The sequence below is a fragment of the Brevundimonas sp. genome, from assembly GCF_027484365.1.
Taxonomy (GTDB): domain Bacteria; phylum Pseudomonadota; class Alphaproteobacteria; order Caulobacterales; family Caulobacteraceae; genus Brevundimonas.
Map to the genome: position 1 here is coordinate 49,059 of NZ_JAIXTC010000003.1, position 14,560 is coordinate 63,618.

A 14,560-nucleotide genomic window follows, 5' to 3' on the forward strand; every position below is an offset into this window, starting at 1 on the left:
CATGCAGTTCCAGCGCCTCCGGCTCGTCGGCTTCAAGTCGTTCGTCGATCCGGCGGAGGTGCAGATCGAGCCCGGCCTGACGGGCGTCGTCGGGCCGAACGGCTGCGGCAAGTCGAACGTGCTGGAATCCATGCGCTGGGTCATGGGCGCGAACTCGGCCAAGGCCATGCGCGGCACGGGCATGGACGACGTGATCTTCGCCGGGGCCTCGAACCGGCCGCCGCGCAACCATGCCGAAGTCCAGCTGACCATCGACAACGCCCAGCGCCGGGCGCCCCAGCCCTTCACCGACAGCGCCATCATCGAGGTGTCGCGCCGGATCGACCGCGGTCAGGGATCGACCTATCGGATCAACGGCAAGGAGGTGCGGGCGCGGGACGTCCAGCTTCTGTTCGCCGACGCCTCGACAGGTGCCAACTCCCCGGCCCTGGTCCGTCAGGGACAGATCTCGGAGCTGATCGCCGCCAAGCCGCAGAACCGCAGGCGCATTCTGGAAGAGGCCGGCGGCGTGGCGGGCCTGCACACGCGACGGCACGAGGCGGAGCTGAGGCTGAAGGCGGCCGAGGCCAACCTGGAGCGGCTCGACGACATCGGGCGCGAGCTGGAGACGGCCCTGAGCCGGCTGAAGCGCGAGGCGCGGCAGGCGGAGAAGTACAAGAAGATCTCGGCCGAGATCCGGGCCCTGCAGTCGGCCCTGCTGTTCGTGCGCTGGAACGATGCGCGGCTGGCGGCGGAGGCGGCGGCGGCGGAGCTGAGCGCGGCGGACCGGGCGGTGGCGGAGGCGACGGCGGCGGCGGCGAAGGCCCAGACGGCGGCCCTGTCGGCCCAGGAGGGTCTCAAGCCGGCGCGGGAGGAAGACGCGGTGGCGGCGGCCCTGCTGCACCGGGCCTCGCTGGAACGCGACCGGCTCGACATGGCCGAACAGTCGGCGCGGGCCGAGGTCGACCGGCTGACGGCCGAGGCGCAGCGGATCGCCAACGACACCGAACGCGAAATCGCCATGTCGGGCGACGCCGAGACGGAGCTGGCGCGGCTGGGGGCCGAACTCGAGGTTCTGACCGCCGAGATCGCGGCGGCGCCCGAGCGCGGACCGGAGCTGGAGCGGGCCTTGGAGGCGGCCGAGGACGGCCGTCGCGCGGCCGACGCCGAGGTCGAACGGCTGGCCGGCTCGCTGGCGGCGGTCGAGGCGCGGGCCAATGCGGAGACGGCGCGCAAGCGCGACGCCGAGGCGCGGGTGGCTCGGGCGGTCGCGGCCCTGGACGGAGCCAGGCGGGAGCGCGCCGCCCTGGGGCCTTTGGAGACCCCGGAACTGGCCGCCGCACGCGGGGCGCTTGAGACGGCGACCGACGCCCTGACCGAGGCTCGGGCGGGGGTGGAGACCGCCGAGGCCGACCGGGCCGAACGCGCACGGGCCGAGCAGGAGGCGCGGACGACGGCGCGGGCGGCCGAGGACCGGCTGGGTCGGCTGCAGACCGAGGCGCGGGGGCTGGCCTCCCTGCTGGTCTCCGGGCGGCGGGATCATCCGCCGGCGCTGGATCAGGTCGGGGCCGACAAGGGATACGAGGCCGCTCTGGCGGCGGCACTCGGCGACGATCTGGACGCGGCGCTGGATGCCAGGGCGGCCGCCTACTGGGGCGGGGCGGACGTGCCCTCCCCGCTGTGGCCGGCCGGGGTCGAACCGCTGGCGGATCATGTGACGGCACCGGCGGCCCTGGCGGCGCGTCTGGCCCTGTGCGGGGTGGCCGCCAAGGCCGAGGCGGCGGGGCTGGCGAAGGCGTTGCCGACCGGTGCGCGACTGGTGACGCGCGAGGGCGACCTCTACCGCTGGGACGGGTTCGTCAGCCGGGCCGATGCGCCGAGGCCGGCGGCAGTGCGTCTGGCCCAGCGCACGCGGCTGGCGGAGCTGGAAGCGGACATCGACGCGGGCAAGCCGGCGCTGGAAGCCGCGCAGGGGACCCTGAAGGCGGCGACCGAGGCGTTCCGGGCCTCCGAAGAGACGGTGAAGGCGGCGCGGCTGCGGCCCTTCGCAGCGGACAAGGCCGTGACCACAGCGCGGGACGCGGTGCAGCGTCTGGCCAACGAACAGGCGCGGCGCGAGGCGCGGGCGACGGCTCTGGACGAGACCCTGGAGCGGCTGACGGTCGAGCACGAGGCGGCGGAAGCGGCCCTGGCGGAGGCCCTGACCACCGATGCGCCGTCCGAGACCCTCGATGGGCTGAAGGCCGAGCTGGCCTCGGCGCGGACGACGGCGGATGCGGCGCGTGGCGCTGCGGCGGGCGCACGGGCGGACCGGGACGCGGAGGCGCGCGAGCGGGCCGGGCGCGATCAGAGGCTGAACGCCCTGACCCGCGAGCGCGACAGCTGGATGACCCGGGCGAAGGACTCTGCGGCCCGCATCACGGCCCTCGAGGGCGAGGCCGGGAAGACGGCGGCCCTGCTGCTGCAGGCGGAACGGGCGCCGGAGGCGCTGGCCGCGCAGCGTTCGAAGCTGATGGACATGCTGACCTCGGCCGAGACGCGGCGGAAGTCGGCGGCGGACGCGGTGGCTGTGGCCGAGGCCGAGGCCGGCGAAGCGGACCGGGCCAGCCGGGCCGCCGATGCGGCGGCGGCGAGCGCGCGTGAGGCCCGGGCCGGGCTGGCGGCGCGGTCGGAGGCGGCGGTCGAACGGCTGCTGGACGCGCACAACAACGTCCGCGAGACGGCCCAGATGTCGCCCGAGGAACTGGGCCAGAAACTGGTCGACGACGCCATCGCCCGCCCGCCGGACGCAGCCGGGGCCGAGAACCTGCTGTACGGGCTGGAGCGGGAGCGCGAGCAACTGGGCGCCGTCAATCTGCGCGCCGAGGACGAGGCCGAGGAATACGGCGAGCGGCTGCAGACCATGCGGCTGGAGCGCTCCGACCTGACCACCGCCATCGCCAGGCTGCGTGACGGCATCGACGAGCTGAACGCCGAGGGGCGGGAACGTCTGGTGGCGGCGTTCGACGTCATCAACGACAATTTCAAGAGCCTGTTCGAAGCCCTGTTCGGCGGCGGCCAGGCCGAGCTGAAACTGGTCGAGTCCGACGATCCGCTGGAGGCCGGGCTGGAGATCTTCGCCTGCCCGCCCGGCAAGCGACTGTCGGTCATGAGCCTGATGTCGGGCGGCGAACAGGCCCTGACGGCAGCGGCGCTGATCTTTGCGGTCTTCCTGGCCAATCCCGCGCCGGTCTGCGTGCTGGACGAGGTGGACGCGCCGCTGGACGACGCCAATGTGGACCGCTTCTGCCGGATGCTGAACGAGATGCGGAACCGCACCGACACCCGCTTCATCGTCATCACCCACAACCCGGTGACCATGAGCCGGATGGACCGGCTGTACGGGGTGACCATGCCCGAGCGCGGCGTGTCGCAGCTGGTCAGCGTGGACCTGAGCCAGGCCGAGAAACTGGTCGCGTGATCCAGGCGGACCTGCCGCCTCCGGAAGCGCATGCCCTGGTCCTGACCGGCGTCGGGCGGTTCGTGGTGTTCGCGGATGCGGCGACGATCCGGCGCGAGCCCGACGGGGTGCGGATGCGGTCGCTGCAGGTGGTGGAGGAGGACTTCACGGTCGGGACGACGCGCTATCTGGGCGGCTGGTCGTGGTGGCGGTTCGACTGTGAGGCGCGAACGGCGGATCGGCTGGATTTCGCCTCGGTGGCCGTCGGCGGAGCCGAGGGACCGGGCACGCCGGAGCGGCAGCCGGCCTATCCTGCGGCGCCGGGCGGGGATGCAGCAGAGCTGCTGGCGGTGGCGTGCGGGATGGTGGAGCCGGACGTGGTGGCGACGACGGTGGATGAGGCGGTCAGGGTCGGCCGGGCGGCGATGGCTGACTAGCGCCTGCGTCATGGGCCAGCCGGTCGATCGGCAGGGCCTCGGGGCATTCATCCCGCATGAAGGCCAGCATCTTCTCGCGGATTTCACAGCGCAGGTCGAAGGCGACGGGGGCCGAGCGGGCGCTGGCGAGGCAGCGGACCTGGGCGACGCGGTCGGTGATGTCGGTGACCTGGAGGTTGACCACGTCCCCGTCCCACAGCGGCGAGGCCTTGCAGATCCGCTCGAGCTCGGCCCTGAGCCGGTCCATCGGGGCGGCATAGTCGACGTAGAGCATGGCCGTGCCGATCAGGCGGGAGGTCTCGCGCGTCCAGTTCTGGAACGGCGTTTCGATGAAATAGCTGAGCGGCAGGATCATGCGCCGCCAGTCCCACAGCTTGACCACCACATAGGTCGAGGTGATCTCCTCGATCACGCCACACTCCCCTTCGACCACGACGGCGTCGTCGATGCGGATGGGCTGGGCCGTCGCGATCTGGATGCCGGCGAACAGGTTCTTCAGCACGGGCTGGAGCGCCAGACCGGCGATGATGCCGACGACCCCGGCCGAGGCGAGCAGGGAGACGCCCCATTGGCGGACGGCGCCGATGGTCATCAGGGCCATGGCGACACTGACGATCCCGATCATGATGACGGCCGCCCGCTGGAGGATGCGAGTCTGGGTGATGTGCTTGCGGGCGACGAGGTTGTCCTCGGCCGCCATGTTGAACTTCCGCAGATGGACGACGGCCCACATGTCGATCGCGCCCGACACGATCCAGCCGAGAACGAGGATGGTCAGGAACAGCAGGACGGCCCGGATGGCCTGGGACGGCTCGGGATCCAGCGGCGAGACAGTGATCGAGAAGCCGATGGCGATCAGGAGGATCAGGACGCGCAGCTTCTCGCGCGCCCGCTCGACCACGCCGCGCCAGAACAGGTCGCGGTTCTTCACCACGCGGCGCAGGATCGAGAAGACCAGGGCGTGGACCAGCCAGCCGGCGGCCACGAAGACCGCGACGACGATGGCCACGACCAGCCATTCGGGCAGCCAGTAGAACTGGCGCCAGAGCATCAGGATCTGGTGGGTCAGGGTGGTGATTTCGGGGGGCATCGACGCAAACAGCGTGTCAGCCGCGTCTTCCGTTCCCACCGGCGGCAGAGCCGCGCCGGTCATCCCGCCGTGGCCTCGGCCAGATCGGCGAGGCGCCGGGCGGCGTCGGGGATGGCGACCGAGCGGGCGGCCGCGCTCATGGCGGTGAGGCGGGCCGGATCGGCGAGGACGCCCGCGACCGCGGCGGCCATGGCGTCGACGGTGACGTCGTCCTCGAGGATCACCTCGGCGGCGGAGACGTCGGTCAGGAGCTTCGCATTGAGGCGCTGGTGATCGTCGGTGGCGATCTTCAGCGGGATCAGGATCGACGGCATGGCGGCGACCGCCAACTCGGCGCAGGTCGAGGCACCGGCGCGGCCGATGACCAGATGGGCGGCGGACAGGCGCGAGGCCATGTCGCGGAAGAAGGGCGCCACCTCGGCCTCGATGCCGGCGTCGAGATAGATCTGGCGCGAGGTTTCCAGGGTCTCGGGGCGGGACTGCTGCTGGACCTTGAGGCGGCGTTTGATCGCGTCCGGCAGGGTGGCCAGGGCGCGAGGCGTGGTCTCGGACAGGAGCCGGGCGCCCTGGCTGCCGCCGGTGACCAGGATGCGGATGGGGCCGTCGCCCGGCGCCGCATAGACGCGGTCGAACAGGGCGCGAATCTCGGCGCGGACCGGGGCACCGACGACCTGGGCGCGGGCCTTCACGGCGGGGCTGGCGCGTTCGAGGGTCGGGAAGGAGGAGGCGACGGCGCGGACGTGGGGGGCGAGGGCGCGGTTGGTGCGACCCAGGACGGCGTTCTGTTCGTGGATCAGGGTCGGCCGCTTTTGCAGGATGGCGGCGACCAGGGCGGGGGCTGAGGGATAGCCGCCGAAGCCGACGACGACCTGGGCGTCGAGGCGTTTGAAGGCCTGCTGCGCCTGACCTACGCCGCGCACGATGGCGATCCCGGCCTTGAGCAGGCCGACCGGGCCGGAGCCCGTGGCGGCGTCGAGGGCCAGCCGTTCCTCGGCCGGGAAGGCATGGGCGTACTGTTCGCCGCGGTGGTCGGTGGCGAGGACCACGCGCCAGCCGCGCGCGGCCATCTCGCGGGCGAGGGCCTCGGCCGGGAACATGTGGCCGCCGGTTCCCCCGGCGGCGACGACGCAGAGTTTGGACATCGAGATCCTAGGGCATCAACAGGCGACGGGGCCGCTGCAGGCTGGCCCCGGGTTCGTAGGCGCCGGGGCGGCGGCGCGTCAACGCCAGGGCGAACCCCATGGTCAGGCCCATGGCCATCATCGAGGAGCCACCGTAGCTGATGAAGGGAAGCGTCATCCCCTTGGTCGGGATCAGGTTCAGGTTCACCGCGACATTGATCGAGGCCTGCAGCCCGATCAGCATGAACAGGCCCGCCGCCGCCGTCTGTTCGAACGGGTCGTTCAGCTTCATCGCCCGGCCCATGCCGCGGAAGACGATGAAGGCGTAGAGGCCGATCACGACGAGGCTGAGGACCAGGCCGAACTCCTCGGCGCCGACGGAATAGATGAAGTCGGTGTGGAGGTCGGGCACCGAGCGTTTCATGACCCCCTCGCCCACCCCGCGCCCGACCAGACCACCGGCGCGGATGGCCTCCGAGGCGCGGTCGATCTGGTGGGTGTCCTCGACACCGGGCGAGACGAACTTGGCGACCCGCGCCTGAACGTGCGGGAAGAGCATGTAGATGGCGGTCATGCCGGCGGCGAACAGGCCCAGAAGCACCGCGACCCAGCGCAGCGGCACCCCGGCCATGAAGAAGACGGCCATGAAGGTGGTGGTGATCAGAAGCGTCTGGCCGATGTCGGGCTGGATCAGCAGCAGGGCCACGGTCACGACGTAGAAGCCGAAGGCGATGGAGACGCCGGGGACGCCCTGGCCCTTCTGGCCTTCGGCGAACATCCAGGCGGCGAAGACGATCAGGCTGGGCTTGGCGAATTCGGACGGCTGGAGGCTGAAGGGCCCGAGGTTCACCCAGCGGGCCGCCCCCTTCACCGTGTCGCCGATGAACGGCAGCATGGCCATGACGACGATGGCGCCGAGCAGGCCGAGAACCGCGATGCGGCGCACGCCCCGGGGCGACAACAACGACATGGTCAGCATCAGGCCGACGCCGGCACTGGCGAAGACGATCATGCGCCAGGAATAGTGGAAGGGATCGGTGATCGACTGGTCGGCGAGGATGGCGGCCGGAGACGAGGCGAAACTGAGCATGACGCCCAGGCCCATCAGGGCGAGCGCCGCGCCGAGCAGGCCGCGATCCACCGTCCAGAACCACTGGGCGATCGGGCTCTGGTCGTTGCGCGAGAAGGGGTGGGAGTAGACGGCCTGGGTCATGGTTTCTCAACCCTGAACGAAAGGCGTAGCCCCGAGGTTAAGAACGGCCGCCCGGAACGCTTCTCCGCGCGCCTCGAAGTCGGGGAACTGGTCGAAGCTGGCGCAGGCGGGGCTGAGCAGGACGACCTGATCGCCGCCGGCTTTCGCGGCGTCTTCGGCGGCGAGGGCGACGGCCGTGGCCATGTCCTTCGCGATGACGTGGGGCGTGTCGCCGAGGGTGGCGGCGAAATCGGCGGCGGCCTCCCCGATCAGATAGGCTTTGGCGACACGCGGGAAGAGGTCGGCGAGCTCGACGATGCCGCCGTCCTTGGCGCGGCCGCCGGCGATCCAGAAACTGGTCGGCCACGACATCAGGGCCTGACGCGCGGCGTCGGCATTGGTGGCCTTGGAGTCGTTGACGAAGCGGACGGCGCCGAGGCGACCGACCGTCTCCATGCGATGGGCGAGGCCGGGGAAGGTCATCAGGCCCTCGACGGCGGCGGCGTGCGAGACGCCGACAGCGCGGGCGGCGGCGTAGGCGAAGGCGGCATTCTGGGCGTTGTGGCGGCCGGGCAGGGAACGGGCCGGAGCAAGGTCGGCGATGGCGACTCCGTCGAACCTGAGGATTCGGTCGCTGGCGCTGTATCCTTCTCCCCTCGGGGGAGAAGGTGGGCCCGGAGGGCTCGGATGAGGGGGGTGGGTCAGCGAACTCGCGGCTGAGAGCTCGGATGCGGACAGAACCCCCTCATCCGTCTCGCTCCGCGAGCCACCTTCTCCCCCGAGGGGAGAAGGCCGCGTGGTAACGAATTGGGCCACCCATCCGCGCGATTGCAGATCGCGATAGATTTCGAGTCCGGGCTCCTCGTCGATCCCGACGAGTGCGAGCCTGGGGTCGCCTTGATCGTCGCAGATGCCATCCATCCGCTGGAACATCCGTCTCTTGGCCGCGACATAGCCTTCCATGCCGCCGTGGCGGTCGAGGTGGTCGGGGCTGATGTTGGTCAGGATGGCGACGTCGGGGGCGAAGGAGGTGGTCAGGTCGAGCTGGTAGCTGGAGACCTCAATGACATAGGCCTGAACCTCGGTCGGGGCCGGCAGGGCGAGGACGCCGATACCGATATTGCCGCCGACCGCGACCTTCAGCCCCGCCTGTTTCAGGACCCAGCCGATCAGGGCCGTGGTGGTGGACTTGCCGTTGGTGCCGGTGATGGCGATCACCTTCGGCCGCAGGGAGGCGGGCGTGGCGGCGAGCGCGCGGGCGAACAGTTCGATGTCGCCGATGACGGGGACGTTGGCGGCGCGGGCCCTGTCGACGGTCCAGTGAGGCTTCGGGTGGGTCAGGGGGGCGCCGGGCGAAAGGACCAGGGCGGCGAACCCGGACCAGTCGGCAGCGGTCAGGTCCTCGAGTTCGAACCCTTCGGCCTCGGCCTGCATGCGACCGGAGACGCCGTCGTCCCACAGGACGGGCTCGGCCCCGCCGGCCTTGAGGGCGCGGGCGGCGGTGATGCCCGACCGGCCGAGGCCGAAGACCGCGACGCGTTGGCCTTCGAAGCCGGGGACCGGGGTCACGGGTCTAGCGCAGCTTGAGGGTGCTGAGGCCGATCAGGGCCAGCATGGCGGCGACGATCCAGAAGCGGATCACCACGGTCGATTCCGGCCAGCCCATCTTCTCGAAATGGTGGTGGATCGGGGCCATCAGGAAGATGCGCTTCCCGGTGGCCTTGAACCAGGCGACCTGGATCATGACCGAGGCGGCCTCGATGACGAACAGGCCGCCGACGATGCCCAGGACCAGCTCGTGCTTGGTGGCGACGGCGATGGCGCCGAGCGCGCCGCCCAGCGCCAGCGACCCGGTGTCGCCCATGAAGATCTTGGCCGGCGGGGCGTTGTACCAGAGGAAGCCCACGCCCCCGCCGATGATGGCGGCGCAGAAGATGGCCAGCTCGCCCGAGCCCGGCACATGGTGGACCCCCAGGTATTCGGCGAAGATGAAGTTGCCGACAAGGTAGGAGATCACCCCGAAGGCCGCCGCCGACATCATCACGGGCACGATGGCCAGGCCGTCCAGGCCGTCGGTCAGGTTCACCGCATTGGAGAAGCCGACCAGGGTGAAGGCGGCGAAGGCGACGTAGAACCAGCCGATGTTCAGCAGGACGTCCTTGAAGAAGGGGAAGGCGATCGAGGTCTCAAGCCCCGGCGAGGTGGGCGACTGGGTCATCCAGAGCACGACCAGAACGCCGGCGATCACCGACACGACGATCTGGGCCGCCAGCTTCTGCTTCGAGGTCAGGCCCGCCGAGGTCTGTTTCGTGACCTTGGCATAGTCGTCGATGAAGCCGAGGACGCCGAAGGCCGCGGTCACGCCGGACACGATCCAGATATAGGGGTTGGTCAGGTCGCCCCACAGGAAGACGGCGACCGCGATGCCCGCGAGGATCATCAGCCCGCCCATGGTCGGGGTACCGACCTTGGACAGATGGCTGACGGGGCCGTCGGCGCGGATCGGCTGGCCCTTGCCCTGTTTCACCCGCATCCAGGCGATGAAGCGGCTGCCCATGGCGACGGCGACGATCATGGCCGTGGCCATGGCGAGGGCGACCCGCACCGTCTGGTACTGGACCAGATTGAGCAGCGGATACTCGTTCGCCACGTCGGCGTAGTAGAGATAGAGCAGATAGAACATTGTTGTTGGCCCCTATCGGGTCGCGCGCGGCGCTCCCCTACTTGAGGGGCGCCTCCCCTGTGGATGTGTCTAGCCGCGCCAACGCCGCCGCGACAAGCGACGCTTTCGAGCCGTTCGAGCCCTTCACCATGACGATGTCCTTCGGGCCCACCAGATCGGCGGCCTGGGCGGCGAGATCGGCGGCGCTCTGGGCCCAGACGCCACGACGGGCGGGCGGCAGGGCCTCGTACAGATGGCGCATCTCAGGTCCGGCGACGTGGACGACGTCGAGGCCGGCCAGGTCGATCGGGGCGGCGAGGCCGGCGTGAAGCGCTTCGGACTGGTCGCCCAGTTCGAGCATGTCGGTCAGGACGACGATGCGGCGGCCGCCCGGCTGGACCGGTTTGGCGCCGAGCGAGCGGAACCCGGCCGTCATCGACAGAGGATTGGCGTTGTAGCTCTCGTCGATCAGGGTGAATTCGCCGCCGGGGATGCGGACGCTGCGGGTCTCGCCCCGGCCCTTGAGCGGTTCGAAATCGGCCAGGGCGGCAAGTGCGGTCTCGACCGGCACATCGAGCGCGTCGAGCATCAGGATGACGGCCAGGCTGTTCAGGCCCCAGTGGAAGCCTGACTGCTTCAGCGGGAAGACGTGGCGGTGGCCATAGACCTCGGCGGTGACGACGGCGCCGTCCGGATTGGGGATGAAGTCGATCAGACGGGCGTCGTGCGCGGGTTCGGACCCAAAGGCCGCCACACGGGCGCCCATGCGCAGCGCCGCCTGACGCAGCATGGGTTCCCATACGTTATCGCCATTGATGACCGCCAGACCGCCCGGGCCCAGACCCTGGAAGATGGCGGCCTTCTCAGCCGCGACCCCGGCCTCGCCGTCGGCGAATGCTTCGATGTGGACGGGCCCGACGGTGGTCACGCATGCGGCGTGCGGCTGGACCATCCTCGACAGGGGCGCGATCTCGCCGGGTGCGTTCATGCCGATCTCGAACACGGCCCGCGCGACCGACGGATGCATCCGGGCTAGCGTCAGGGGCACGCCGATATGGTTGTTGTAGCTCTTGATCGAGGCATGGGCCGGACCGGCGAGGTCGAGGCCGGCCTTGATCGCCTGGGTCACGCTGGTCTTGCCGACGCTGCCGGTGACGGCGCCGCGGCGAACGTGGGGCGCACGGTCACGGGCGGCGGCGCCCAGGGCCTCCAGCCCGTGCAGTGTGTCCGGAACGACGACGCAGGGACCGCCGTCCACAGCCCGTTCGACCAGGGCACCGGAGGCTCCGGCGGCGAAGGCGGAGGCGGCGAAGTCATGGCCGTCGCGCGCACCCTTCAGCGCCAGGAACAGCTCGCCGGGTCCGATCTCGCGACTGTTGTAGGTCAGGCCGTCGGCGGTGAAGTCTCCGCCCTCGATCCGCCCTCCGGTCGCCGCCGCAATTTCCTGTGCGGTCCAGAGGGGCAGTGTCGTGTCAGGCATCTAAGCGCAGGGCCTCGGCGAGTTCGGTGGCGTCGTCGAAGGGATGAGTCGTCCCGCCTACGATCTGACCCTGTTCATGCCCTTTTCCGGCGACGACGACCACATCTCCGTCGCGCATCATGGCCGTGGCCTCGCGGATGGCGGCGCGACGGTCGCCGATCTCCCTGGCGTCGGGGCAGCCGGCGCGGACCTCGGCGCGGATGACGGCAGGGTCCTCGGAGCGGGGATTGTCGTCAGTGACGATGGCGACGTCGGCCAGACGACCGGCGATCTCGCCCATCAGCGGGCGCTTGCCCTTGTCGCGATCGCCGCCGGCGCCGAAGACGACGATCAGGCGGCCGGTCGCGTGGGGGCGCAGGGCCTTGAGGACGGTCTCAAGGCCGTCAGGCGTGTGGGCGTAGTCGACATAGGCCTCACCTCGCCCGCCGGAGACGCGTTGCAGGCGGCCGGCGGCCCCGGTGATCTTCTCGAGGGCGTGCAGAACCCGGCCGGCGTCCTCGCCGGCGGCGATGCACAGGCCCGCGGCGACCAGGGCGTTGGAGGCCTGGAAGGCGCCGGCCAGGGGCAGGAGGACGTCGTGGCGATCGCCGCGCACGTCGAGGACCAGGCGCTGGCCCTCCGGCACGGCGCGGCGCTCGACCAGGGACAGGTCCCTGCCCCGCTCGCCCACGCCCATGACGCCGAGGCCGGACATGATCGAGGCGGCGGCGAAGGCGTTGTAGGCGTCGGAATCGGCGTTCAGGACGGCGGTCCGGCCGCGCGGCAGGAGGGTCTCGAACAGGCGCAGCTTGGCGGACCGGTAGGCGTCCATGTCGCCGTGATAGTCGAGATGATCCTGGGTCAGGTTGGTGAAGGCCGCGGCCTTCAGCGTCACGCCGTCGAGGCGGCGCTGGTCGATACCGTGGGACGAGGCCTCCAGCGCCAGATGGGTCACCCCGCCTTCGGCCAGGGTCGCCAGCAGCCGGGCGGCGTCGCCGGCGTCGGGGCTGGTCAGGCCCGGCGGGGTCAGGGCTTCGGTGCGGGCGCCGGACTGGGCCACGACGCCGAGGGTGCCCATGCTGGCGGCCTTGATGCCGAGGGCGGCCCAGATCTGGCGGCAGAAGGCGGCGACCGACGTCTTGCCATTGGTGCCGGTGACGGCGACGCAGGTGGCGGGCTGGGCCCCGTAGAAGCCGCGCGCCGCGAGCGCATAGGCGCGGCGGACGTCGCCGGAGCGGACCAGAAGCGGCGCGAGATGCTCAGGCGTGTCCTGGGGGGCGAGGACAGCCGCGGCACCCTGGGACAGGGCCTGGGGGATGAAGGCGCGGCCGTCGGCGGCGTTTCCGGGCAGGGCGACGAACAGGGAGCCCGGCGCGACCTTGCGGCTGTCGGCGGTCACGCCGGTGATCACCGGATCGGCGGCGACGTCGCGGCGCAGAAGGTCGGAGAGACGGATCGCGCTCATCGGGCGACCACCGGAGCGGGCGGATCGATGCGGCGCCGGACGCCGAGGAAGCCGGCGATGCGGTCGGCGACGCGGCCGACGACCGGCGCGGCGACGGCGCCGCCGAGGCGCGATCCCTGGCTGGGCTCGTCGATCAGGACGAAAATGACATAGCGCTGCGTATCGTCCGGACCGTCGGCCGGGAAGACGGCCGCGAAGGAGCCCACGCCGTGGCTGGGGTCATAGCGGCCATTGACGAGCTTGTTGGCGGACCCCGTCTTGCCCCCGACCCGCAGGCCTTCGGCGTCCGCCTGACCGCCCGAACCGCGCAGGACGTTGGCGCGCATCAGCTCCCGCATCGCGGCCGAGGTCTCGGCGCTGACGACACGATGGCCTTCGGAGCCCGCACCGCCGCGACGCAGCGACAGTGGACGATAGATGCCGCCGTTGACCAGGGCGACGGTCGCCGCCGTCATCTGCAGCGGGGTGATCATGATGCCGTAGCCGAACGACATGGAGGCGCGGGTCGAGTCCGACCAGTCGTGCGGACGACGGGGACGGGCGCTTTCCTTAAGCTCGATCGGAGCGGCGTCCAGCAGGCCCAGCTTGGTGAAGTAGGACCTCATCGTGTCGGCCCCCATCTGGACCGCAAGCCGCGACGTGCCGATGTTGGAGGAGTGCAGATAGACCTCTTCCAGGGTCAGGATCTTGTTGGTCGCGTGGAAGTCCTGGATCCGCCTGTTGCCGATCATGTAGGCTTGGGACGCATCGATCATGGTGTCGAGGTCGGCCAGGCCGGTGTCGATGGCGGCGGCGATGGTGAAGGTCTTGAACACCGAACCCATCTCGTAGTGGGCCGAGGTGACGCGGTTCAGCGCCGCATTGTCCGAGGCCTGACCCCTCCGGTTGGCGTCGTAGCCAGGCCATGAGGCCATGCCCAGGATCTCGCCGGTCCGGGCGTCGGCGACGACCCCGACGGCGCCCTTGGCGCCGACTTCGGAAGCGACGGCGCCGAGTTCGTTCTCGAGCACGCCCTGGACACGCAGATCGACGGACAGGGCGAAGTCTTCACCCTTCGCGCCGGCTTCGCGGATGGCGTCATTGAAGGCCAGCTCGGCGCCCGACACACCCTGCCCTCCCGAGTCGGCCGTGCCGATGAGGTGGGCGGCGGAGCTGTTCAGCGGATAGACGCGACGATCTTCAGGTTCGAACGAAACCCCGCCGAGGGCCAGGGCGTGGACGGCCTGACGCTCGGCCGGGGTCAGGCCGGGCTGGGCGATCAGGCGACGGTCGCCGTCGAGGACACGACGCAGGCGGGTCGCGGAGATGCCCGGCAGGGCGCGACGGATCTGGCGGAAGGCGGCGTCCCTGTCCCAGACCTCGGAGGGATCGATGTAGAGGCCGTAGTGGGTGATGTTGGTGGCCAGAAGGGAGCCGTTGCGATCGGTCAGATCGGCGCGCTGCAGGGCGCCCGCGACGGCGGAGGCGCCGTGCCCTCCCCGGGGTGCCAGCAGGGCGGCATTGGCTGCGCCGAGGGCCAGCAGGCTGAACACGGCGATGAACACCATCCGGATCAGGAAGATGCGGACACGGGTGTCTTCTTCCGGACGGGCGTCGGCGCGGGCGCGTTCAAAGGCGTGTTCAACGAACCAGACGGCCTCGCCCATCCAGCGCAGCCAGGGCGATACGGTCGAGGTCAGGGGGCGGGCGACGCCCGGCGCGGGACGGAAGACGCGC

At 70.8% G+C, this 14,560-nt stretch carries 10 protein-coding genes; 2 read left to right on the forward strand and 8 right to left on the reverse strand.

Annotated features, from left to right (window positions below):
- The first annotated feature begins 1 nt into the window (after position 1).
- Complete coding sequence (locus tag Q0044_RS00845) at positions 2–3,439, forward strand: AAA family ATPase (protein ID WP_298158345.1); 3,438 nt, start codon at positions 2–4, stop codon at positions 3,437–3,439.
- Complete coding sequence (locus Q0044_RS00850; RefSeq protein WP_298158347.1) at positions 3,436–3,855, forward strand: surface-adhesin E family protein; 420 nt, start codon at positions 3,436–3,438, stop codon at positions 3,853–3,855. The genes Q0044_RS00845 and Q0044_RS00850 overlap by 4 nt, the downstream gene beginning before the upstream one ends.
- On the opposite strand, the gene Q0044_RS00855 is transcribed toward Q0044_RS00850, so the two are convergent.
- From Q0044_RS00855 to Q0044_RS00890, 8 genes are read right to left on the reverse strand one after another with little or no spacing between them, the layout of a single operon-like run.
- Positions 3,824–5,008 carry a mechanosensitive ion channel family protein gene (locus tag Q0044_RS00855; RefSeq protein WP_366941091.1) on the reverse strand — a complete coding sequence of 395 codons (1,185 nt, stop codon included), beginning with the start codon at positions 5,006–5,008 and terminating at the stop codon, positions 3,824–3,826. The genes Q0044_RS00850 and Q0044_RS00855 overlap by 32 nt on opposite strands.
- The gene (gene murG, locus Q0044_RS00860; RefSeq protein ID WP_298158349.1) at positions 5,005–6,087 is read right to left on the reverse strand and encodes an undecaprenyldiphospho-muramoylpentapeptide beta-N-acetylglucosaminyltransferase; all 1,083 of its coding nucleotides are present in this window, start codon (positions 6,085–6,087) and stop codon (positions 5,005–5,007) included. Before murG ends, Q0044_RS00855 begins: the two co-directional genes overlap by 4 nt.
- A 7-nt stretch (positions 6,088–6,094) precedes the next feature.
- Entirely contained in the window at positions 6,095–7,279 is a 1,185-nt protein-coding gene (ftsW, locus tag Q0044_RS00865; RefSeq protein ID WP_298158351.1) for a putative lipid II flippase FtsW, read from the reverse strand.
- Positions 7,280–7,285: 6 nt separating this feature from the next.
- Positions 7,286–8,827: a Mur ligase family protein gene (locus Q0044_RS00870; RefSeq protein ID WP_298158353.1), complete on the reverse strand. Its 1,542-nt coding sequence runs from the start codon at positions 8,825–8,827 to the stop codon at positions 7,286–7,288.
- A 4-nt stretch (positions 8,828–8,831) separates the two neighbouring features.
- Positions 8,832–9,941, reverse strand: a complete 1,110-nt coding sequence (gene mraY, locus Q0044_RS00875; protein WP_298158355.1) for a phospho-N-acetylmuramoyl-pentapeptide-transferase — start codon at positions 9,939–9,941, stop codon at positions 8,832–8,834.
- 37 nt (positions 9,942–9,978) lie between these two features.
- Entirely contained in the window at positions 9,979–11,400 is a 1,422-nt protein-coding gene (locus Q0044_RS00880; RefSeq protein WP_298158357.1) for a UDP-N-acetylmuramoyl-tripeptide--D-alanyl-D-alanine ligase, read from the reverse strand.
- Positions 11,393–12,844 (reverse strand): UDP-N-acetylmuramoyl-L-alanyl-D-glutamate--2,6-diaminopimelate ligase, encoded by a 1,452-nt coding sequence (locus Q0044_RS00885; protein ID WP_298158359.1) that lies wholly within the window; start codon positions 12,842–12,844, stop codon positions 11,393–11,395. The genes Q0044_RS00880 and Q0044_RS00885 overlap by 8 nt, the downstream gene beginning before the upstream one ends.
- Positions 12,841–14,490, reverse strand: a complete 1,650-nt coding sequence (locus Q0044_RS00890; protein ID WP_298158501.1) for a peptidoglycan D,D-transpeptidase FtsI family protein — start codon at positions 14,488–14,490, stop codon at positions 12,841–12,843. Before Q0044_RS00890 ends, Q0044_RS00885 begins: the two co-directional genes overlap by 4 nt.
- Positions 14,491–14,560 lie beyond the last annotated feature (70 nt).

Bases quoted from the DNA above. Each gene is read 5' to 3' on its own strand.
- Q0044_RS00845 (WP_298158345.1), top strand. From the start codon at position 2: ATGCAGTTCCAGCGCCTCCGGCTCGTCGGCTTCAAGTCGTTCGTCGAT.
- Q0044_RS00855 (WP_366941091.1), bottom strand. From the start codon at position 5,008: ATGACCGGCGCGGCTCTGCCGCCGGTGGGAACGGAAGACGCGGCTGAC.
- murG (WP_298158349.1), bottom strand. From the start codon at position 6,087: ATGTCCAAACTCTGCGTCGTCGCCGCCGGGGGAACCGGCGGCCACATG.
- ftsW (WP_298158351.1), bottom strand. From the start codon at position 7,279: ATGACCCAGGCCGTCTACTCCCACCCCTTCTCGCGCAACGACCAGAGC.
- mraY (WP_298158355.1), bottom strand. From the start codon at position 9,941: ATGTTCTATCTGCTCTATCTCTACTACGCCGACGTGGCGAACGAGTAT.
- Q0044_RS00880 (WP_298158357.1), bottom strand. From the start codon at position 11,400: ATGCCTGACACGACACTGCCCCTCTGGACCGCACAGGAAATTGCGGCG.
- Q0044_RS00885 (WP_298158359.1), bottom strand. From the start codon at position 12,844: ATGAGCGCGATCCGTCTCTCCGACCTTCTGCGCCGCGACGTCGCCGCC.
- Q0044_RS00890 (WP_298158501.1), bottom strand. From the start codon at position 14,490: ATGGGCGAGGCCGTCTGGTTCGTTGAACACGCCTTTGAACGCGCCCGC.